Raw genomic sequence first — 20999 nt, 5'->3', positions numbered from 1 at the left:
CACAAAAAACCCCGCTCGGCAACCGGGCAGGGTTTCTTTTTAGTCGGCCATAGAGGCTTAATAGTCCGACTCTAATTTCTTTACCTTAACCGCGTTAAGTCCCTTTTTCCCGTCAACCACTTCAAACTGTACCCGGTCTTTCTCGCGGATGGTGATTCCGTTTAAACCAGTAATGTGAACGAAAATGTCCCGGTTGGTATCGTCTTCTACGATGAAGCCGTACCCTTTACTTTCATTGAAAAATTTTACTACACCTGTTTGCATAAAACTTAAACAATTAAACAATTAAACATACAAAGGGTCAGTTAGTAACAAAGACGCGAAACAGGTTCCAGAGGGTGCCTACTGGCCGGGGTACTGGGTTGAGGATCAGCGGGCTTTGTTTACGCACGAGTACCAACACTACACGTAAGTGTCGGCCCCGTTACAACACAAAGAAAATAAAAATGTTCCGACTTCAAATAGCCAGTACCTATTTTTTTGGCCTTCTTACGGGCTTCTGACGCTATTTCTGTGTTATCGGTAAACAATCTATAGCACCTTTGCGTTATTTTTGCTACGTTCGGTAAACGTATACAGGTATTACGGACTTATTTAGTCGGCATGGAAAAGATAAGATATTTCGTTGAAAAACAGGCCTTCGGTGTCTGTTCGCGCCTTGGCGAGAAGATGAATATCTCGGCCAGCAGCATCCGGCTTTATTTCATTTATACGTCATTCCTGACGCTCGGGTCGCCGGTTGTGCTGTATCTGATTCTGGCGTTCTGGCTGGAGATGAACAAGCACCTGCGCCGACACGCTCACCCCACTATCTGGGAGCTGTAGTATAGCGCCGGCCGTTCAGGCTATCACGCCCTTATTTCCTGTTATCTACAATGTCGCGGTAGGTCTTTTTGCCCTGCCCAAAATAGCTCCATACGATGCTGCGTGGAAACAGGCTGACAGCATGGGTTTGTTGCTGCCTGAGTGCCCGGCGCTGTTGGTTCAACTGCGGCAGGTGAGCATAGAACGCAAAATGGGCGCGAATGATCGCCCATACGTCACGCCACTGCCCTACTTTCACGAACAGCAGCGACGACAGACCATCCAGGACCAGCCGCAGGAATATACGTAGCCACAGCCGGCCGTCGGCAGGCCAGTTCTTGTACAGCATAAACAGGCTGTTGCGGTAATTCAGGTAGGTCTTGTGCGGGTTTGACTTAGGCAGCGTGCCGCCCCCCACGTGGTACACCACCGACTGCCCGCAGGTCCAGACTTCGTAGCCCAGCCGCTGTACGCGCCAGCACCAGTCAATCTCTTCCATGTGGGCAAAGAAGCTGGCATCGAACCCGCCAGTCTGGTGAAAAACCTTGGCCCGCACGAACAGACAGGCGCCCGTTGCCCAGAATACGGGCCGGTTATCGTCATACTGCCCCTGGTCGGCTTCGAAGGTAGCAAACACGCGCCCCCGGCAAAAAACGTAGCCCAGCCAGTCGACGAACCCACCAGCGGCTCCTGCATGCTCGAACAGGTCGCGCTGCTGGTACGATCTGATTTTAGGCTGACAGGCCGCCACCGTCGGGCTGGATGCCATTACAGACAGGATCGGGCTGAGCCAGCCGGGCGTTACGTCAATATCGGAGTTAATCAGAGCGTAATAATCGAACGGGGCCTCGTTCGTACGGATGTAGTCGAGAGCCCGGTTATACCCCCCGGCATACCCTTCGTTACGCGCCAGTTCGATAACCCGCACGGTCGGAAAGTGAGCACGAAGTAAGGCAATGGAACCGTCGGTCGAGGCACTATCGGCTACGTAAACCGGATGGCCATCGGCATGGGCAAGTACGGCAGGCAGAAACTTGGCTAAGAATGACTGACCGTTATAATTAAGAATGACGAGTGCGAGGGAATCCAAAATGGGTGGGCAGTTTGCAGCGGTCCGGGCAGCAAACCGCCCATTCCGCTGCAAACTTATCAACTTTTAAGACATGAGTCCGTCTAAATTCAGACCGGGTATGTTGGGTAAAAGCCCATCTGTGGCCTGCCGCAGGTGATCGCGGGCTTTGGTCTCAACGTTCTGCATGGCTTTGTTGGTAGCCGCTACGATCAGATCCTGCAACATCTCGCGGTCGTCGGCCGACTTTAGCAGGTCGGGATCGATCTCCATGCTCAACACGTTTTTCAGCCCGTTTACGGTTACTTTCACCAGGCCAGCCCCCGACTCGCCGGTTTCGGTTACGTTCCGCAGGCCTTCCTGAGCTTCTTTCATTCGGGACTGAACTTCCTTCATCTTCCCGAACATATCCATCATATTCATAGTAGTTTCGATTCTTATGGTCAGTACTGCCTCCGCGTGAGCCCTACCACCTGGCCGGTTACCGGCCGGATGCGCCCGCTAGCGTATTAACAACAACGCACCGGGCCGAACAGTTTTCTGCCCGGTCAGGTCCTGAACCTCGATCTGGTACATATACTGCCCGGCTGCCGCCTGCTGACCGTTGACAGTACCGTCCCAGCCCTGGTTTTTATCGGTTGTACTGTAGATGACGCTACCCCAGCGGTCGTAGATCGTCATCCGGAACTGATCGACAAAAATGCCTTTGACCACAAACGTATCGTTGGTACCATCGCCATTGGGTGTAAACGCGTCGGGCACCAGAATCCGGGCCTCGCGCCGAAGGGTGAAAAAGTTCGAATAGCTCACCAGCCCCCCGCTCGACACGGCAATAATCCGATACCGCTGCGATTGCAGGTTTGGATCATTCTGGTCCGGCTCGTAACGCGTATTCCCACTGACCGGAATTTCGCGCTTGGTACCGTTGAGCGAATCGATGACCTCTACGGTATAGTTGGCTACCGGTCCCGTCAGGAAGGGCGAATTGGCGGTCCAGTCGATGCTGGCGCTGCTGTTCGAAGCCAGGTGTACTGTACAAACCGGCTTCGACGGGGGTGAAGTGAGGCCGCAGTTGTTTCGGTAGGTAACCTCGTAGCAGTACGAACCCGCCGATGCATTGGCCGACTCGTCGACGAACGTGTTTCGATTGACCACCGACCCTACGGTCTGCATACCGCCCGATTGCCCGTCGGTCCGGTTCACCACCAGCGTATAGCTGGCCGACGTGCCGCTGACGGGCAGCGAGACCACCAGACGGGGCTGGTTGTTCTCGACCGAAACGGTTACGTTCCGAAACTCACCGGGAACGTCTCCGTTAATACCCGTCACGCAGACCGGCGCCGATGTGATCATTGTTGGGCCAGCGCTGGCTTCGATCGTGTAACAGTAAGCGACTCCGCATTCGATGCGATTATTATCGACGTAAGATGACGCGGACCGGCTGGTCAGCAGGCCTCCAATCGGCGCTCCATTGCGGGTCAGACGATACGAACGGAAGGGTCTGAGGGTGGTTACTGTCCCTGCATAAGGCTGCCAGCTCAGGTTATTCTGCTTACTGGCGGCCTGCGCGTTAAGCACCAGACTACATACCTCGTCGGACCGGACACCGGCGCTGTTACAGGCATCCTGCGCCACCAGCTGAAAACATTGTACCTCCCTGGCATTGGTCTGCACCGTGAAGGGAGTTGACCCGTTTCCGCTCTGCCCGGTAGGCGCATACACGCCCGATGCATCTTTCTGGTACAGCTCTACCGTAGTACCCGAACTGACCTGATACTGAACAGAGATCGAATTGTCACTGACCGTAGTTAGTCGGGTGATCAGCGGCTGGGCTGTCGTAGCAAAGTTGATCGGAGCCGAGCGAGCGGGCACAGGCGTACAATCGGTCAAGGCGGCATACCGCCCGGTAATGATCACCGTATACGTTCCCGGATTCAGGTAGGTATGCGTCTGCTGCGTGGTTATGGAGCTCCGGGGCCGTTCCTGCCGGTTTCCATCGCCCCAATCTATGATATAACTATCATATTTATTCGAGTTTTCATCCAGCGTGACATCGACAACCGCCCGCCGGTCCGAACAGGTTCTGACAGAGAAGCTGACGGGGCCTGTGGGTAGTACGGTAACGGTTTTACAGGCAATGGTTCCGGTAGCCTGGCCCCCGCCACTACCCACCTGAAGAATTGTATAAGAGCCTGGTTTGGTATAAGTATACGTGGTAGCCGCGGTCCGGTTGGCGGGAATACCGTTGCCATCGTACTCGTAGGTGTAGGCCACGTTGGCAACCGTAGCCGGCACGCTGACGATCTGGATGGGCGTACCTACGCAGACACTAGCTTTATCGAGTGAAAAGCCGCCCTGAGCCGCACCGCCGGGGTTAACGCACACATTAGGTTCTTGACCGACCTGAGCCAGACTGGAACCAGACAGGCACATGAAGCCAGATAAAACCGCTAAAAACCAGTAAATTGTGTGAACAGTTGCCTCTACTCCGGTCAGCCACAATCGAATCATTCGCACAGAAAGTAAATTTTTATCGTTCCTATAGATGGCGCAGTGTCTAGCGTTAAAAACGTTCCGGCTTACATTTTCGCGTTGGTCGAAACGTATCTTTCCCGAAATCAGTTTTCAGAGTGACAACTGCCGATTCTGCCGTTGAGTAGATACAAAAGCAACTACCAAAGATACTTCCACTGACACGCATCAACCAAACAGATGAGCAATAATAGTACCAAGTCTGCCGAGTTCCAGAACGAACCAGCCCCTATCCGGCTCGACCGCATCGAAGAGGCTATTGCGGATATCAAAGCAGGCAAAATTGTGCTGGTGGTAGACGATGAAGACCGCGAAAACGAAGGCGATATGATCTGCGCAGCAGAAATGATTACGCCCGAGATGGTCAATTTCATGGTTCGAGAGGCTCGCGGCCTCATGTGTGCGCCCCTGACCCAGGAACGCTGCGACGAACTGGGGCTCGACATGATGGTCAGCAGCAACACGTCCGTTCATACAACCCCCTTTACCGTATCGGTCGATCTGCTGGGCCACGGCTGCACGACCGGTATTTCGGCTTCTGACCGATCTAAAACCATTCAGGCGCTGGTCGATCCGGCCACGACTCCCGACGATCTGGGTCGGCCCGGCCATATATTCCCGCTACGGGCTGTGGAGGGGGGCGTTATTCGGCGAGCCGGCCATACCGAAGCCGCCGTCGATCTGGCCCGGCTGGCGGGGCTCTCGCCGGTGGGTGTGCTGATCGAGGTGCTCAACGAAGACGGCACTATGGCCCGCCTGCCCGAACTCCGGGTACTGGCCGACCGGTTTGGCATGAAACTGATCAGTATTCAGGACCTGATTGAGTACCGGCTCCGGACCGAAAGCCTGATTCAGCGGCAGATCGGTGTGAATATGCCCACCGAATTTGGTCATTTTGACCTGATCGCGTTCAAGCAAAGCAATACCGACGATACTCACCTGGCGCTGGTGAAGGGAACCTGGGAACCGAACGAGCCCGTGCTGGTGCGCGTTCACTCGTCCTGCGTTACCGGCGACATTTTCGGCTCATGCCGTTGCGACTGCGGACCCCAACTGCACGCATCGCTGAAGATGGTGGAGGCCGAAGGGAAAGGCGTGGTGGTCTATATGTTCCAGGAAGGGCGCGGCATCGGGCTGCTCAACAAACTGAAAGCCTACAAACTCCAGGAAATGGGCCGCGATACGGTAGAAGCCAACCTGGAACTCGGTCTGCCGATGGATGCGCGCGATTACGGCGTCGGCGCCCAGATTCTGCGCGACCTGGGCGTTCGTAAACTGCGGCTCATCTCGAACAACCCCAAAAAACGGGCGGGCCTGATGGGCTACGGACTCGAAATCGTGGAGACGGTTCCGATCGAGATTCCTGCCAACCCGCATAACGAATACTACCTCCGGACCAAACGCGACAAGATGGGTCATACCATCATGAACGAGCCGGTAAACGAAGAACAATAAGTCGATTTGCCGGTTTCGGTATAAGCCTCGTTGCAGGCAATGACCGAAACCGGCAGACATCCAGACCGCAACACCACATGAAAAAGCCATCGTTTCATGACCTTATCCACGGCGAAACGCCGGTGCTGGTCGATTTCTACGCCGACTGGTGCGGCCCCTGCAAGCAGCAGGCCCCTATTCTGAAACAGCTTACCGAGCGCGTAGGCGACAAGGTTCGCGTGGTGAAAGTTAACGTTGATCATAGCCAGGCAGCCGCCAATCAGTATCAGATCCGGAGCATTCCGACCATGATTCTGTTCAAAAACGGCAAAATTGTCTGGCGGCAGTCGGGCGTTCAGCCGCTGCATACCCTCGAGGGGCTGGTCAAGCAACACAGCGTGTAGCGGAGGTCACTGCTGCCTGTGCGCTGTTGGCGCGTTTACATACGTACGCACCGGCTACGTATATCGTATAGCCAGTGCCGTGTATGATTCGCTACCTGAGTAACAGTTATCGGTTTTCCCGCTTTCGCTTGATCGACGTCCGGGCGGCTACTTCGGCCTGAAACTTAACTTTCAGTTGCCGATCGAGCTCTTTGTCACGAGGGATATAGATACTGGTCTTGCCGTCGGAGTACTTAAGCTGCCAGTAAATAGTATCGGTGGTAGGCGGAATGGACGTATACACGGGTTTACTCATGACTTAGCTGATAAGAATGAAAATGGGTGCCTTTCGGCACCGTGTCTGAATGGCCAACCCGTTATACGTCTGTTTCTGGTCAGTGAAACAGCGATACTGGTAGAGCGGTCCGGCCGGATTACGCTACGCAGTTTTTCTGACCTCAACCGCGTTGGGCCCTTTCGGTGTACGCGTCACTTCGAAGCTCACTTTATCCTGTTCATTAACCGCATCGAGCAACCCGTTCATGTGTACGAATATGCTCTCCTGGCTCTGCAGATCACGAATAAATCCGTAGCCTTTCGATGCGTTGAAGAACGTTACTATACCTTGTCTGACAGCCTCCTGAGGGGCTGCATCTTCCTGTTTGGACACACCGATCTGGATGTTCTCCACATCAATGACTCTCTTCTTACGGGGGTCGGGGGGCGTTGAGGTGATGTTGCCGTTTTCGTCAACATAAGCCATCATCTCGTCGAGACCCTGCCCTTTCTGCGCATTGGCCCGACGTTCGTCTCTTTTTTCTTCTTTGTCCTTGCGTTTCTTCTGTCTTGCTTTTTCTTTTTCTTTTTTACTAAATGTCTCCATTCTGGATGGTATTAGATGAGATTATCCGACGTGCTTCGCCGGGACTTGTTTCGGAGAGGTGAAGGTATCTGTGCGCCGATGGCCGCCAATCCGGGTGGGTTTATACCCCCCACTACTAATCAACCGTATTGTTTCGAAATAAGTTGTACTTTTTAAATATTATTCACGAACACCGCAAAACCGGTTGCACTAATTGGTACCGTGATCCGCCCTGGTTACCCGTATCAGCCTAATCCGCTGTCAGAGTGTACAGATAGAGATAATACATTTATCTGAACGGATGTACATATACGTTCAACCCTAGCCTGTTCCGGGCCTAAACAAAACGCCCGACCGTAGTGGGGTCAGGCGTCTTATTTTTAATAAACGAAGCTGGCTTACGAGCCGCACATTTCGCAACCTTCGGGGTCGTCGAGTGAGCAGGTCATGGCGGCATACTGCTGTTCGAGATCGGTGACCATCGGCACCGGCGTGGGCTGGGCGTTGGTCGCGTGATCTTTGGCGTACTGCACGTAGTCGAGTGGCTTCTCAACGGGGGCGCTTTCGGCCATAACCGGTTCCAGCTGCGGTTCGGCCTGGGGCTGAACAACGGTGAATTTGACGGCATCGGCAGCGGCCTTCGTACGGAGGTAGTACATACCCGTTTTCAGACCCGCTTTCCAGGCGTAGAAGTGCATCGACGTCAGCTTGCCGAAGTTCGAATCCTGAATGTGAATATTCAGCGACTGCGACTGGCAGATGTACGCGCCCCGGTCGGCGGCCATGTCGATGATGTGCTTCTGTTTGATCTCCCAAACTGTTTTGTAAAGATCCTTGATGTGCTGTGGAATGTTCGGAATCTGTTGTACCGATCCGTTGGCCAGAATCAGGTTATTCTTCATGGCATCGTTCCACAGGCCCAGCTTCACCAGGTCTTTGAGCAGGTGTTTGTTCACCACCACAAACTCGCCCGACAGTACGCGACGGGTGTAGATGTTGCTCGTATACGGCTCGAAGCACTCGTTGTTGCCCAGGATCTGCGAGGTCGACGCCGTTGGCATGGGAGCCAGCAGCAGCGAGTTCCGCACCCCATGTTCAACCACTTCGTTGCGCAGGCCTTCCCAATCCCAGCGGCCCGACTTGGGTTTTACGCCCCACATGTCGAACTGGAAGATTCCTTTCGAAATAGGCGAGCCTTTCCAGGTTTCGTACGGACCCGATTCTTTGGCCTGCTCCATAGACGAGGTCATGGCGCCAAAGTAGATCGTCTCGAAAATATCTTCGTTCAGCCGGCGGGCTTCGTCTGACTCGAACGGCATCCGCAGCATGATGAACGCATCGGCCAGCCCCTGTACGCCAAGCCCAATGGGGCGGTGACGCATGTTGCTCCGGCGAGCCTCTTCTACCGGGTAATAGTTGATGTCGATAATTTTGTTGAGGTTGCGCGTAGCCGTTTTGGTTACCTCATACAGCTTCTGGTGATCGAAACGCATCACACCATCGGGATCGCGCTTGATGAATTTCGGCAGCGCAATCGAGGCCAGGTTACAGACCGCAATCTCGTCGGGAGCGGTATACTCGATAATCTCGGTACAGAGGTTACTCGACTTGATGGTACCCAAGTTCTGCTGGTTCGACTTTTTGTTGGCCGAATCCTTGAACAGCATGTAGGGCGTACCGGTTTCGGTCTGCGACTCCAGAATTTTATACCACAGTTCCTGGGCTTTCACCGTCCGGCGGGCACGGCCTTCGCGCTCGTAGCGCTCGTAAAGGGCTTCGAATTCTTCGCCATGGCAATCGGCCAGGCCGGGGCACTCGTGCGGGCAGAACAGCGACCAGACGTCATTGTCTTCGACCCGTTTCATGAACAGATCGGGCGTCCAGAGCGCATAGAAGAGATCGCGGGCGCGGGCTTCTTCTTTCCCGGAGTTCTTCTTCATGTCCAGGAATTCGAAGATATCGGCATGCCAGGGCTCCAGGTAGATAGCGAACGAACCTTTCCGCTTACCACCCCCCTGATCAACGTAGCGAGCCGTATCGTTGAAAACGCGGAGCATCGGTACAATACCATTCGAGGTACCGTTGGTGCCTTTGATATAGGTACCCGTAGCCCGAACGTTATGAATGCTCAGACCGATACCGCCCGCCGACTGCGAGATCTTGGCGGTTTGCTTCAGGGTGTCGTAGATGCCATCGATGCTGTCATCTTTCATCGTCAGCAGGAAGCAGCTCGACATCTGCGGTTTGGGCGTACCAGCGTTGAAGAGCGTAGGCGTAGCGTGGGTGAACCACTTCTCCGACAGCAGGTTGTAGGTTTCGATGGCGGCCTCAACGTCTTCCATATGAATACCGACGGCTACGCGCATCAGCATGTGCTGCGGGCGCTCGGCAATGCGGCCGTTGATTTTCAGCAGATACGATTTTTCGAGCGTTTTGTAGCCGAAATAGTCATAGCCGTAATCGCGGTCGTAGATGATGGTTGAGTCGAGCAGGGCTGCGTTGTTACGTACTACGTCATATACCTCACGCGAGATCAGCGACGCGTTCTCACCTGTTTTCGGGTCCTCGTAGTGATAGAGCTGCTTGATCGTTCCCGAAAATGACTTGTTGGTCTCCTTATGCAGGTTCGAGATGGCAATCCGGGCCGCCAGAATAGCGTAGTCCGGATGTTTGGTCGTCATCGACGCGGCTGTTTCAGCGGCCAGGTTATCGAGTTCGGTAGTTTTAACGCCGTCGTAGAGGCCGTTCACGACTTTCATCGCAACTTCAACCGGCTGCACATAGGCTGGGTCGAGGCCATAGCACAGCTTTTCAATGCGGGCGGTAATCTTGTCGAACTTGACCGACTCCCGGCGGCCATCGCGTTTGATTACGTACATACGTTCTAGGATTAGTGGTTATCTATAAAGAAATGATAAATGCGCGCAGTAAGCTGGTTCAGTTATGTTCAAATAGACAGAAAATCACACCTGAAGGTTCGGGTGTTTTCTGGTTTCACAGAAAGATTCAAATCTACCGCCAGGGTTAAGAAATTGTTAAGCCGTCGTTTCTAGATACTTATCAACCCGTTACGGCAGCTGCTTCTTTCCAAAACAAAATTAAGCGATTTTTTCAGGCTGGACCAGCGCCGGGGCCTGGTCTCGAGAGGAGGTATTCGGTACCGAAAGGTAGAAGAAAAGCCCGACTCAGGCAACGGTTTGTTACGCCATTATTAGGCAACGGATCAACTTTATTCGATTGATTTCTAACCCGTAAAAGAAGCCGCAAAAACGTTTGTGGGTCTACCAAAAAGACCGTACCTTTGCAATCCTTTTCGGACGGAAACCGAGAAGATGACAAGAAACTGAGAATAAATCATGAAAAAGGGCATTCACCCGGACTACCGCGATGTGGTATTCCACGACCTGTCGAGCGATTATAAATTCGTGACGCGCTCAACGGTTCAGACCAGAGACACGATCGAGTTCGAGGGCCAGACCTATCCGCTCGTTAAGATCGAAGTTAGCTCGCAGTCGCACCCGTTCTATACGGGCAAGAACGTACTGCTCGATACGGCCGGCCGTGTGGACAAGTTCCGCAAGCGTTACGGTACCAAAGCATAACGTTTATCAGCCGTTCGGCCCGAGTCATCTGCTGACCAGCCAATGTTGCTGATATACCCAGACCCCCAATCCGCCAGTCGGGTTGGGGGTTTTTCTGTGTCCGGCTCCCTACGCAACAGCTTCCCCTCCCGGGGCTACATAAAAACGGGTGCTGGCCCAGCCTTCCGGCCAGACCAGCACCCGTTCAGCACTGGTTCTATTACTCGATACCGCCCATCCACTTTTTCAGTACCCGCGAGAAGAGAAACATAACGACCCCTCCCCCCAGCGTAAACAGAGCTACACTCTGAAACAGCTCCGGCATCTGGCTCACGTTTTCTTCGTCGAATCCGCCCGCAAAGAGTCCGGCAATCAGATTACCCAGCGATGACCCAACGAACCAGATTCCCATCAGCTGGCTGGTATACCGCTTCGGCGACAACTTGGAGAAGGCGCTCAGCCCTACCGGACTCAGGAACAGCTCGCCCAGCGTAAAGAACAGATACGTCGACGTCAGGTACAGGGGCGACGTACGCACACCGGTCAGGGCCAGCTTTGCCGCCACAATCATGACCACGTAAGCCAGCCCCAGCAGAATCAGGCTCGTGGCAAACTTGGCCGGTACCGAGAAGTCAATCTTCCGGTTAGCCAGAAACACCCACAGCCCGGCCAGCACCGGCGAAAAAATGAGGATAAATGCCGGATTCAGATTCTGGAACCAGCTCGATGGCATCTGCCAGCCAAACAGGTTCAGGTCCGTATAACGGCTGGCAAAAATCTGTAGCGACGAGCCCTGCTGCTCGTTACCGGCCCAGTACATGGCCGCGGCCAGAAAGAACGCAAACAGCACGACTACCCGCTTTTTCTCGGTGGCATCGAGCCCACCCGCTACCAGAATGTACGTGAAATACCCCAGTGCAATCAGCGAGATAATGGTTCCCATGGCCTTGGCCAGCCCCTGCGCCGTTGTCAGGTCCAGTACGCCCGTCAGCTGCAAACCGGCCAGCAGGGCTACCAGCACCGCCACGAAGATCAGCATCGACCGGTTGCCACTCGACGACTGCCCTGCTTCGGTCGGTTCCTTGGCTACGTACTGGCCCCGATCGCCCAGGTAGCGCTGCCCGAAGGTACGGTAGGTGATAACGCCGAGAAACATGGCTATTGCAGCCGCACCGAAGCCATAATGCCAGCCCACTTTCTCGCCCAGATACCCCACAATCGAGATGCCGAGCAGCGAGCCGGTATTGATGCCCATGTAAAAAATAGAAAAGGCGGCATCTTTACGGGCGCCACCTTCGGGGTATAACTCCCCCACAATACTGCTGATATTCGGCTTCAGCAGACCGGTGCCGATGGCCACCGTACACAAACCGGCATAAAACAGCCCCGGACCCGCCGGTACGGCCAGAATGATATGACCCAGCATAATAATGATACCACCGTACCAGATCGATTTCCGCTGACCCAGCAGGTTGTCGGCAATCCAGCCGCCGGGCAGCGACAGTAGATACACCGATGCGGTATAGATGCCGTAGATAGCAGCCCCTTCCGGCTCGCTCAGGCCCATGCCGCCCCGTACGTTATCGATCAGGAAGAGCAGCAGGATGGCCCGCATCCCGTAGTAGCTGAACCGCTCCCACATCTCGGTGAAAAACAAAACGAAAAGCCCCATCGGATGCCCGAAAAGGGTGGCCTGACCGGCCGTTTTATTACTTACTGCTTCCATGCAAGTGGGTCTAAAGTCGGTTGATAAACCAAATAATATAGGTATGTAAACGAAAAAAATAACTGTAAAGATACTCCCAATGCCCGAAAAGCCGTCACGATTCCACCCGCTTGCCCCATCTTTGCGCCCGGTGCGCTTTTTGGACACTTTCGCCGATACAGACCTATGCTCCTCCCCTTCGACTTCCAGACCGAGCCTTACCTGATTCTCGATCTGTCGGCCACGAACCCCGATCTGGTGCCTGACCAGCGGGCGGGCCGGCTCCCCCTCGACCTGACCGATACCGCCCGTTTCAGCGATTATGTGTTTGGCCAGCTACAGGCTGCGGGCGCGCGGGTGGGCGTGGGCGGCTACAACGAACATCGGGTCATTTACCGCCGTAGTCCTCACTTTCAACAACAAGCCGAACCCCGCGAGATTCACCTGGGTATCGATTTCTGGGCGGAGGCCGGTACGCCCGTTTTTGCCCCGCTCGACGGTATTGTGCATAGCTTTCGGGATAATGATAACTTCGGCGACTACGGCCCTACTATCATTCTCGAACATCGGGAGGTCGTTTTGCCAGCTTTCGGCAGGAAACCGCTTTACAGCCTGTACGGACACCTGACGCGGGCTTCGCTCAACGGCCTGTATGACGGGAAACCGATTCGGGCCGGCGAAAAAATCGCCGAAATAGGCACCTATCCCGAGAACGGCGACTGGCCTCCGCATCTGCATTTTCAGCTTATGACCGATATGCTCGGGCTGCGGGGCGACTTCCCCGGCGTATGTACAGAAGCCGACCGGGCAAAATTTCTGGCTCTGTGCCCAAACCCAAACCTGCTTCTGGGTATTAATGGATTGTAAGGTATCATTCGCCAACTACCATGATCGCATTTGTTTATACCAATCTCAACCAGGCCTACCGCAGCCAGCTACGCCAACAGTTGCCCGAGGCTGTTGAGCCGATTTTCCGGAACGAGCTATCGGCCGAACAATACCAGCCGGCTTTCCGGTCGGCCGACATCGTGCTGGGCAACCCGCCGGCCGACTGGTGGACCAACCCGCCGATCAAGTTGCAATACTGGCAGCTCGACTCTGCCGGTTTTGATGGGTATCAGGGGGTGCAGGTGAAAGCGCAGGTGGCTAATATGGGCGATTACTTTGCCTGGCCCTGCGCCGAAACGATTGTGGCGGGCATTCTGGCGCACTATCGGCATATCGATGAGCTGGCCGTTCTGCAGAGTCAGCGTCAGTGGTCGGGCTCAGCCGTACGCGCCAAACTCGGTCTGCTGCGCCGGAAGCAGGTTATTATTCTGGGGTCGGGAGCCATCGGTCAGGCCGTTCGGCAAATGCTGCTCGGCTTCGACTGTAGCGTCCGGCTGCTGGCCCGCACCGATCCGGCCGCCGAACTCCACTCGGTCGATGAGCTGAAGGCGGCTCTGCCCACTACCGATCTCGTTGTCAGTACGCTGCCGGGTTCGGCCAAAGGCTTTTTCTCGGCAGAGCTGATCGGCGCCATGAAACCCGGCAGCGTTTTCGCCAATGTGGGTCGGGGCAGTACCGTCGACGAACCCGCCCTGATCGCGGCTTTACAAACCGGCCAGCTGGGGGGTGCCGTTCTGGACGTAACCGCCACCGAACCCCTCCCCACCGACAGCCCGCTCTGGACCCTACCCAACGTGGTGCTGACCCAGCACACCGCCGGTGGCCAGCCCAACGAGGATGCCGGTAAGGTCGATTTGTTCCTGCGCAACCTGTCCCGCTTTCAGGATGGTCTGTCGCTGGAGAATGCCGTGGAGCTGGGCAAGGGCTACTGAATTTGGTGAAGAATAGCCGTGGCCACGACCCTTCGCCGGTCGTGGCCACGGAAAACACTTATTTCAAGCTACTCAGGTAAGTCTTGTTGCCGTTTTTATTGATGTAGTACTTACCGCCACGGGGACCGGTATAAACGGTTTCGCCGTTGGGGCCTTTGCTACTCCGATCAACCGGAGCTTTGTAATCGGCGGGCGAGGCTTTCTCTTCTCGCGGCTTAGCCCTGGGCGTTTTGGGTTCGTTTTTGGCCAGTTTGCTGTCGGCTTTGGCTTCTTTCGTGACGACGTTGTCGGCTTTGGCCGCTTTATCGGCTTTCTTGTCGGCTTTATCGGCTTTCTTGTCGGCCTTGTCTTTTTTCTTGTCAGATTTGTTTTCGCTGGCGCCCAGGTCGTCGCCTTTGGTTTTCTTCCGGTCGGCTTTCGCGTCCTGTTTCTCGTCTTTTTTACTGGTTTTCTCTTTTTTAGCTTTCTCTTTCTTGGGTTTGGAGTCCTGAGCTGAACCAGGGTAAGCAACCAGGAGGCAGAGCAGCAGGCTCCAGCAGGCAAGCATCTTTTTCATACGAATGTAGTGTTACGATGGTATTGATAAGTTACGGTGGTACTCAATGCCACCGGCGCGAAAACTACCTATTATTTTCAATAAAGTATATAAACCGTGATCGACTCTCCTGATTCGCTTGTACGACTTCCGCCCTTTTTTGTGTATTTTTGATAGCTCTACGCGCCTGTTTCCTATGACACTGACCGACCAATCGCCCGTCGATTTTCTCAAACGTTATTATGGGTACGACCGCTTCCGGCCCATGCAGGAAGACATTATCCGGTCTATTCTGAGCGGGCGGGATACGGTCGTTCTTATGCCGACCGGGGGCGGCAAGTCGGTCTGCTTCCAGATTCCGGCCCTGATGCTGCCCGGCGTTACAGTGGTGGTATCGCCCCTGATTGCTCTCATGAAGGATCAGGTTGGCGCCCTGCACCTGAACGGCATCCCGGCGGCCTACATCAACAGCACCCAAACCAGCCGGGAGCATCGCGACATTGAAGAAAACTGCCTCAGCGGTAAGCTGAAACTGCTGTACGTATCGCCCGAGAAACTCCTGACCGACGCCTTTTTCATCTTTCTGAAACGCATCCGGGTGTCGCTGTTTGCCATCGACGAAGCCCATTGTATCTCGTCGTGGGGGCATGACTTCCGACCCGAGTACACCCAGCTGAATGTACTGAAAGAACACTTCCCCGACGTACCGACCATTGCCCTTACCGCTACCGCCGACAAGCTGACCCGGCAGGATATTGCGCAACGGCTCGGCATGAACGACCCGGCCGTTTTTCTGGCTTCGTTTAACCGAACCAACCTGAGCCTGCAGGTGCTGCCCGGCCAGAACCGCCTTCAGCAGATTATACGGCTGCTCCGGCAAAAACCCGACACGTCCGGCATTATTTACTGCCTGAGCCGTAAATCGTGCGAGACCCTGGCGGGCAAATTGCAGGAGAAAGGCTTCGGAGCGGCTTTCTACCATGCCGGCATGTCGTCCGACGAACGCGCCAAAACGCAGGATGCCTTTCTGCGCGACGACGTACGCATCATCTGCGCCACCATTGCCTTCGGTATGGGCATCGACAAATCGAACGTGCGGTGGGTGATTCATTATAACATGCCCAAGAACATCGAGGGCTTTTACCAGGAAATAGGCCGGGCCGGACGAGACGGCGCTCCGGCGCAGACCGTACTGTTTTACAGCTTTGCCGACGTTGCTACCTACAAGGACATGCTATCGGAAAACAGCCCGGCCAACCTCAACCTTCAGCTGGCCAAACTGGAGCGGATGCAGCAATATGCCGACGCCCACACCTGCCGCCGGCAGATCCTGCTCTCCTACTTTTCGGAAGAACTCCCCGAACCCTGTGGCAACTGCGACGTGTGCCGCGACCCGCGCGTAACCATCGATGGCACGGTACTGGCCCAGAAAGCACTGTCGGCGATCGTCAGAACGGGCGAACGCGTACCGATGAACCTGCTGATCGATATTCTGCGGGGGTCGCGCAGTCAGGCTATTCTGCAGGGTGGCTATGATCAGATCAAAACCTACGGCGCGGGCCGCGACCTGCGCTTCGACGAGTGGCGGAGCTACCTGCATCAGCTCATCAACATCGGTGTGATCGAGATCGCCTACGATAATCACTACGCGCTGCGCCGGGGCATTCTGGCCGGCCAAGTGCTGTACGCGGGTCGCAAGATCAACCTCGTCCGGCCCGACGATGTGCCAAAGGCGGTGGTCGAAAAACCAAAGACCAAAACCGAAACCCAGCGCGACGATCTCTTCGAACAACTGCGCGCCATCCGGAAGCAACTCGCCGACCAGCAGAATGTACCGGCCTACGTCATCTTTACCGACACGACCCTCGAAGATATGGCCCGACAGCGCCCCACAACGCCCGACGCCCTGCGCAACGTGAGTGGAGTGGGTGAACGGAAGCTTCAGCTGTTTGGTCGTCAGTTTCTGGATGTCATCGTCAGCTACGTACGGGGCCGGACCGAGTCGGGCGAAAAACCCAAAGGATCGACCCAGCTATTAACGCTCGATTTGTACAACCGGGGCCTCAGTATTGATGAAATAGCCGCCGAACGCCAGCTGTCGCCGGGGTCGATTGCGAGCCATTTGATTCAGCTGTCCAGGGGGGGCTACGACATCGATCTGGACGGCCTGCTGGCCGATGCGGTAACCCCGCCGGAACAGCAGGAAATTGAGCAGGCAATTACGGCAGTTGGTATGCCCGAGGGTCGTTTAAAAGCCGTTTTCGACGCGCTTGGCGGTCGTTATACGTACACCCAACTGGCCCTGGTAGCCGGGGTTCTGAACAGATAAAATACAAATTCAGGCCGGACCGTTGGATAATTCTTAGATGACCCGTTTGGTAAGTAGCGTCCGACTAGGTATCTTCGTACATATTGAGCCGAAAAACCCGTTCTAATCACACGGGTTTTGTCGTCTCTATGTGTCACAACAAATACCGTTATTTTGATAAAAGAAGTTGGCTTTTCACTGCTCATGACCGCCCTTAAACCGGGCGTTGGTTTGCCCCCTTTCGGGTCAGATACGAGCCGAATACTTCCGTCGTCGAACGGCCTGGACAACCCCTCGCTGCTGGTTGTCGACTCCACCAAACGCGTTTTCCCCATCTATTTCTGCGGTGAAGAAGTACCGGTCGATGAACCTCGCGTATCGCGCCGGTGGCTACAAACTCTCCGGACATACGGCGCTCAACAGGAGTGCCTGTTCGACCTTCGCAAACGGGCATCGACTTTCTTCCCCATCATCGATCCCATTCTCCGGAAGTACAAAATCCCCCGCGATTTCCGGTTCATGCCGCTGGCCGAAAGCGCCCTTGTCAATGACTGCGTATCTCCCAAAGGAGCCTCGGGCTATTGGCAGCTCATGCCCGGCACCGCCCGCGAACTCGGTCTGAAAGTTGGCAATGGCGTTGATGAACGGAACGATCTGCAAAAAGCAACCGTAGCGGTATGTCGGTACCTGCACCAGCTCTACGGCGAACTGGGTTCCTGGACCCTGGTAGCCGCGGCCTATAACGGTGGTATTACCCACGTGCAGAACCGCATGGAGCAGCAGGGGCACTCCAATTTTTACCGGCTCCGGCTGCATCGCGAAACGAGCCACTACCTGTTCCGGATTCTGGCTTACAAAGAGCTGCTTAGTAACCCGCGTCAGTATACGCTCCTGCTTCGGAACTCAACCATCGCCGAGCTGACCCGTCCGCTGCCAAGCTGGAATAAACCACTCGCCACCCCGCGCAAGATCAAAGACGCCCCAACGGTGGAGCTGGTCGACGAAGACTATACGGATCCGACCTGGGGGCCACGACCCAATCGGGCGCTGACCCAGACTCCTTCTGACACCCAGCAACTCATTGCGATGGCGGCCGCGGCCAAAACCAATCCTGATGCGGGCCTCGAAGACACGAGCAACAAGTTGCCTATTAAGAAACTGATGATGGGGCTGACCGTTCTTCGCTTCCGCCGTCCCCGCTTTTTACAGTTGAAAAAAGGGGAAGGAATTCGTCCATTACACTTCTGGGACTGGCTCTAGATCCTGCTCTGATTTTATCCTGTTTGATGGTGCTGTTCCTGTATGGATGGCACCATTTTTGTTTTAATCAGTAACAAAAAAAAGTGTAACAGTATAGTGTAACCCTAGACTAAAATCTAAGTCACAACCTTAGAGCGTTACCACTTTTACCTGCCGTACGATGAACTTGTCTGCCTCTTTAGTACTGGCGACCGGACTGGTCGTGGCTAGTATATCGTCTCATCCTGGGTACGGGCCGCAGCTTTCTGGTCTGAATACGGGTGCAGACGCAAGAAATGAACTTGTACTACCTACGTTTGATCCGGGCCTGCGGTCAATGCTCCCGCCGGTGTATTTCTGCGGGGAGTCAGTGCCTTTACATGAAGAAGCCGTAGCGCGCCGACTTGTTTCGGCGCTGGTACGCAACACCGCCCAAAACCGGGCTATCTATCAGATGCGGCAGCGGGCTACCCGCTTTTTCCCAATCATCGAACCTATTCTGGCCAAGCATCGGGTACCGCTCGACTTCAAGTATCTGCCACTGGTCGAGAGTGCGCTTACGGGACTGGCCGTTTCGCCCAAAGGCGCCGTGGGGTACTGGCAGTTTATGCCGGCTACCGCCCGCGAACTGGGCCTGAAAATAGACGGCCGTGCTGACGAGCGACAGGACCTCGTCAAGTCAACCGACGCGGCCTGCCGGTACCTGCGCTTTCTGTATAACCGACTGGGTTCCTGGACGCTGGCGGCTGCGGCCTACAATAATGGCATCGGCGCCCTGCTGGGCAACATCCGCCGACAGCAGCAACGCGATTATTATTACCTCCGGCTGAACGCCGAAACGGGGAAGTACCTGTACCGGATTCTGGCGTTTAAAGAATTATTTTCCAATTACAAGGCTTACCAGGCCATCATTCCGGACCATATGATGGCCTACCTGAGCGAGGCCACTCCACCCGACACCGGCGAAGAAGAGGTGCTGATTCCGGAGGTTGTCGTTGACGAAGCCACGCGCACAGCCCTGAATACGCCCGTTCAGCCATCGACAGCCAGCTCCCGCGATATGGACATCCCGCTGCCCAACGCGGCCGACGTGTTCCGGGGTGGTATAAAGGCGCGTCTGGTCGAATCGACAGGTCTTATCAGGGGGCAAATCTGGGTGTTTCACCTGACCCGCGACGGTATGGCCGATGGCAAAGAAGTAGAAGAAGGAGACGTTTTGTACGCGGTTGTTGAGGATATAGACCCCAAAACGAACCGGCTGTACCTGCGGGCCGATAAACTGTATTCGGCCAGCGAGAAACACACCTACAACCTGGCCCTGAGCGCCGTTGATGCCTCCACCGGACGTATCGGCATTAAATTACCCGATGTCGACCAGATTAAGTCAGGCTGGATTCTGACCTGGAAAGCTTTATAGACCGGTCGAACTAAACCCCGGCTCCGCTTCGTTGTCAATGGGTTACACTATCACTCAACTGTTTTGACGCCAGCAACACAACGTATCTTTCCGGTCTTTTTCCTTATTGTGCTGTCGTTTTCGGCGGCCGTTGCCCAGAAGAAGGCGGTTACCAAAAAGGGAAGTACGACCCGAACGGCTCTTATGCAGCCTCGCCCGGCTCTGGGTCTGGTTCGGCCACACTTCTGCGGGGAAATGGTGCCTACCCAGCAGGCCGATGTGTCTGCCAAACTAGCCATTGCCCTGGCCGGTAGCTCGGGGTATGCCCGGCATCTAAGCGCCCTCAAAGCCCGCTCGGCCCCCTTCTTTGCGGTTATTGAGCCGATTTTGAAAAAGCATAGCATCCCGAACGATTTCAAGTACCTGCCGTTGATCGAGAGTGCCTGGCAGGCCAATGCAGTATCATCGGCCGGGGCGGTTGGGTACTGGCAGTTTATGGACCAGACGGCGCTGGATATGGGGCTGCGCATCGATCCGGGTAACGATGACCGTACCGACCTGCGCAAGTCGACCGAAGCGGCCTGTAAATACCTGAAATTCCTGTACCGGAAACTGGGTTCCTGGACGCTGGTCGCTGCCGCTTACAACGGGGGCGTCGGTATGGTTGAGCGCAAGATTACCCGCGTGGGGCATCGCGATTACTACTCGATGACCATGAATGCCGAAACGGGCTACTATCTGTACCGCATTCTGGCCATGAAAGAACTGTTTACCAACCCGGCCTACGGACTCGGTAACCAGGAGTTGCTGCTGGCTTCGGCCGGCAATCCCTACGACGCCGAACGCGAGCAGGCCCGGCGCATGGGCTGGCTTCGGGATAGTGACCCCGAACCGGTAGGCACTCCCATCGAAACATCGGACATAGCTCCGCCCAGTCGGAGTGAAGCCCTGGTGATGGATAGTGTGCTGGCCCAGTTACTGAAAGACAAACCCGCTACCACACCCGTATTTCTCGGCGACGTGTCGGCGAAGCTGGTTCGGGCCGGGCAGCGGAAAATAGGCCAGAGCTGGGCTTTTTCTCTACTGGATGATATCACGGTCGACGGAGACGAACTGAAAGCGGGCGGCCTGCTCTACGCAGTGGTTGATGATATTGATGCCAGGGGCAATTTATTCCTGCGCGTTACCAAAGCCATTTCACCCGCTACCAGGCAACCTATTCCGCTGGTGCTGACGGCTATCAACCCCAGCACCGGGCTCGCCGGCATTCCCTGCCCCAAGGTCGTTAAACCCGGCTGGGTTGTTCAATGGAAACTGTAACCCCACGGCCC

19 protein-coding genes are annotated in these 20999 nt (G+C 55.2%); 10 read left to right on the top strand and 9 right to left on the bottom strand.

The features are described from left to right. Window positions 1-57 precede the first annotated feature (57 nt). Window positions 58-264, bottom strand: coding sequence for a cold-shock protein (locus B1C80_RS09425; protein WP_077920815.1), 207 nt, complete (start codon window positions 262-264; stop codon window positions 58-60). A gap of 339 nt (window positions 265-603) precedes the next feature. Between B1C80_RS09425 and B1C80_RS09420 the strand changes: the two genes are divergently transcribed. Continuing rightward, the gene (locus B1C80_RS09420) at window positions 604-825 is read left to right on the top strand and encodes a PspC domain-containing protein (protein ID WP_077920814.1); all 222 of its coding nucleotides are present in this window, start codon (window positions 604-606) and stop codon (window positions 823-825) included. Window positions 826-856: 31 nt separating this feature from the next. Here B1C80_RS09420 and B1C80_RS09415 read toward each other — a convergent pair whose 3' ends face one another. The 3 genes from B1C80_RS09415 to B1C80_RS09405 all read right to left on the bottom strand — a co-directional run bounded on the left by B1C80_RS09415 (window position 857) and on the right by B1C80_RS09405 (window position 4258). Further along, window positions 857-1894 (bottom strand): glycosyltransferase family 2 protein, encoded by a 1038-nt coding sequence (locus B1C80_RS09415; protein WP_077920813.1) that lies wholly within the window; start codon window positions 1892-1894, stop codon window positions 857-859. A gap of 66 nt (window positions 1895-1960) precedes the next feature. Then, window positions 1961-2296 carry a YbaB/EbfC family nucleoid-associated protein gene (locus B1C80_RS09410; protein WP_077920812.1) on the bottom strand — a complete coding sequence of 112 codons (336 nt, stop codon included), beginning with the start codon at window positions 2294-2296 and terminating at the stop codon, window positions 1961-1963. 78 nt (window positions 2297-2374) lie between these two features. Next, window positions 2375-4258, bottom strand: coding sequence for a gliding motility-associated C-terminal domain-containing protein (locus B1C80_RS09405; protein WP_161492746.1), 1884 nt, complete (start codon window positions 4256-4258; stop codon window positions 2375-2377). A 327-nt stretch (window positions 4259-4585) separates the two neighbouring features. On the opposite strand from B1C80_RS09405, the gene B1C80_RS09400 reads away from it, so the two are divergent. After that, window positions 4586-5860, top strand: a complete 1275-nt coding sequence (locus B1C80_RS09400; RefSeq protein WP_077920810.1) for a bifunctional 3,4-dihydroxy-2-butanone-4-phosphate synthase/GTP cyclohydrolase II — start codon at window positions 4586-4588, stop codon at window positions 5858-5860. Window positions 5861-5937: 77 nt separating this feature from the next. Beyond that, window positions 5938-6243, top strand: a complete 306-nt coding sequence (trxA, locus tag B1C80_RS09395; RefSeq protein WP_077920809.1) for a thioredoxin — start codon at window positions 5938-5940, stop codon at window positions 6241-6243. Window positions 6244-6349: 106 nt separating this feature from the next. Here the strand turns inward: trxA and B1C80_RS09390 are convergent, their stop codons facing one another. The 3 genes from B1C80_RS09390 to B1C80_RS09380 form a co-directional block, all read right to left on the bottom strand. Further along, window positions 6350-6538 (bottom strand): hypothetical protein, encoded by a 189-nt coding sequence (locus B1C80_RS09390; RefSeq protein WP_077920808.1) that lies wholly within the window; start codon window positions 6536-6538, stop codon window positions 6350-6352. Window positions 6539-6661: 123 nt separating this feature from the next. Further along, the gene (locus tag B1C80_RS09385; protein ID WP_077920807.1) at window positions 6662-7105 is read right to left on the bottom strand and encodes a cold-shock protein; all 444 of its coding nucleotides are present in this window, start codon (window positions 7103-7105) and stop codon (window positions 6662-6664) included. Between the two features lie 377 nt (window positions 7106-7482). Further along, window positions 7483-9963, bottom strand: coding sequence for a ribonucleoside-diphosphate reductase subunit alpha (locus tag B1C80_RS09380; protein WP_077920806.1), 2481 nt, complete (start codon window positions 9961-9963; stop codon window positions 7483-7485). A gap of 477 nt (window positions 9964-10440) precedes the next feature. Here B1C80_RS09380 and B1C80_RS09375 point away from each other — a divergent pair, with 477 nt between their 5' ends. Then, entirely contained in the window at window positions 10441-10686 is a 246-nt protein-coding gene (locus tag B1C80_RS09375; RefSeq protein ID WP_077920805.1) for a type B 50S ribosomal protein L31, read from the top strand. Between the two features lie 199 nt (window positions 10687-10885). Here B1C80_RS09375 and B1C80_RS09370 read toward each other — a convergent pair whose 3' ends face one another. Then, a complete protein-coding gene (locus tag B1C80_RS09370) occupies window positions 10886-12391 on the bottom strand; it encodes a peptide MFS transporter (protein WP_077920804.1) in 1506 nt (501 codons plus the stop codon). Between the two features lie 165 nt (window positions 12392-12556). Here B1C80_RS09370 and B1C80_RS09365 point away from each other — a divergent pair, with 165 nt between their 5' ends. Both B1C80_RS09365 and B1C80_RS09360 read left to right on the top strand, forming a co-directional pair. Further along, window positions 12557-13237: a peptidoglycan DD-metalloendopeptidase family protein gene (locus tag B1C80_RS09365; protein ID WP_077920803.1), complete on the top strand. Its 681-nt coding sequence runs from the start codon at window positions 12557-12559 to the stop codon at window positions 13235-13237. A gap of 20 nt (window positions 13238-13257) precedes the next feature. After that, entirely contained in the window at window positions 13258-14190 is a 933-nt protein-coding gene (locus B1C80_RS09360; protein WP_077920802.1) for a D-2-hydroxyacid dehydrogenase, read from the top strand. A 58-nt stretch (window positions 14191-14248) separates the two neighbouring features. On the opposite strand, the gene B1C80_RS09355 is transcribed toward B1C80_RS09360, so the two are convergent. Beyond that, window positions 14249-14746 carry a hypothetical protein gene (locus B1C80_RS09355; protein ID WP_077920801.1) on the bottom strand — a complete coding sequence of 166 codons (498 nt, stop codon included), beginning with the start codon at window positions 14744-14746 and terminating at the stop codon, window positions 14249-14251. 175 nt (window positions 14747-14921) lie between these two features. Here B1C80_RS09355 and recQ point away from each other — a divergent pair, with 175 nt between their 5' ends. The 4 genes from recQ to B1C80_RS09335 all read left to right on the top strand — a co-directional run bounded on the left by recQ (window position 14922) and on the right by B1C80_RS09335 (window position 20988). Then, complete coding sequence (gene recQ, locus B1C80_RS09350; RefSeq protein ID WP_077920918.1) at window positions 14922-17054, top strand: DNA helicase RecQ; 2133 nt, start codon at window positions 14922-14924, stop codon at window positions 17052-17054. Between the two features lie 183 nt (window positions 17055-17237). Continuing rightward, complete coding sequence (locus tag B1C80_RS09345) at window positions 17238-18293, top strand: lytic transglycosylase domain-containing protein (protein WP_077920917.1); 1056 nt, start codon at window positions 17238-17240, stop codon at window positions 18291-18293. 349 nt (window positions 18294-18642) lie between these two features. Continuing rightward, window positions 18643-19689 carry a lytic transglycosylase domain-containing protein gene (locus tag B1C80_RS09340; protein WP_317126237.1) on the top strand — a complete coding sequence of 349 codons (1047 nt, stop codon included), beginning with the start codon at window positions 18643-18645 and terminating at the stop codon, window positions 19687-19689. Between the two features lie 63 nt (window positions 19690-19752). Further along, window positions 19753-20988, top strand: a complete 1236-nt coding sequence (locus B1C80_RS09335; protein ID WP_077920799.1) for a lytic transglycosylase domain-containing protein — start codon at window positions 19753-19755, stop codon at window positions 20986-20988. The last annotated feature ends 11 nt before the right edge of the window (window positions 20989-20999 follow it).

The sequence above is a fragment of the Spirosoma sp. 209 genome (assembly GCF_002006735.1).
Classification (GTDB): Bacteria; Bacteroidota; Bacteroidia; order Cytophagales; family Spirosomataceae; genus Spirosoma; species Spirosoma sordidisoli.
This window is presented reverse-complemented; position numbering and strand designations above follow the sequence as displayed.

Coding starts and splice junctions, on each gene's coding strand:
- B1C80_RS09355 (WP_077920801.1), bottom strand. CDS start 14,746: ATGAAAAAGATGCTTGCCTGCTGGAGCCTGCTGCTCTGCCTCCTGGTT.
- B1C80_RS09410 (WP_077920812.1), bottom strand. CDS start 2,296: ATGAATATGATGGATATGTTCGGGAAGATGAAGGAAGTTCAGTCCCGA.
- B1C80_RS09360 (WP_077920802.1), top strand. CDS start 13,258: ATGATCGCATTTGTTTATACCAATCTCAACCAGGCCTACCGCAGCCAG.
- B1C80_RS09425 (WP_077920815.1), bottom strand. CDS start 264: ATGCAAACAGGTGTAGTAAAATTTTTCAATGAAAGTAAAGGGTACGGC.
- trxA (WP_077920809.1), top strand. CDS start 5,938: ATGAAAAAGCCATCGTTTCATGACCTTATCCACGGCGAAACGCCGGTG.
- B1C80_RS09420 (WP_077920814.1), top strand. CDS start 604: ATGGAAAAGATAAGATATTTCGTTGAAAAACAGGCCTTCGGTGTCTGT.
- B1C80_RS09375 (WP_077920805.1), top strand. CDS start 10,441: ATGAAAAAGGGCATTCACCCGGACTACCGCGATGTGGTATTCCACGAC.
- B1C80_RS09380 (WP_077920806.1), bottom strand. CDS start 9,963: ATGTACGTAATCAAACGCGATGGCCGCCGGGAGTCGGTCAAGTTCGAC.
- B1C80_RS09390 (WP_077920808.1), bottom strand. CDS start 6,538: ATGAGTAAACCCGTGTATACGTCCATTCCGCCTACCACCGATACTATT.
- recQ (WP_077920918.1), top strand. CDS start 14,922: ATGACACTGACCGACCAATCGCCCGTCGATTTTCTCAAACGTTATTAT.
- B1C80_RS09370 (WP_077920804.1), bottom strand. CDS start 12,391: ATGGAAGCAGTAAGTAATAAAACGGCCGGTCAGGCCACCCTTTTCGGG.
- B1C80_RS09345 (WP_077920917.1), top strand. CDS start 17,238: ATGACCGCCCTTAAACCGGGCGTTGGTTTGCCCCCTTTCGGGTCAGAT.
- B1C80_RS09400 (WP_077920810.1), top strand. CDS start 4,586: ATGAGCAATAATAGTACCAAGTCTGCCGAGTTCCAGAACGAACCAGCC.
- B1C80_RS09365 (WP_077920803.1), top strand. CDS start 12,557: ATGCTCCTCCCCTTCGACTTCCAGACCGAGCCTTACCTGATTCTCGAT.
- B1C80_RS09385 (WP_077920807.1), bottom strand. CDS start 7,105: ATGGAGACATTTAGTAAAAAAGAAAAAGAAAAAGCAAGACAGAAGAAA.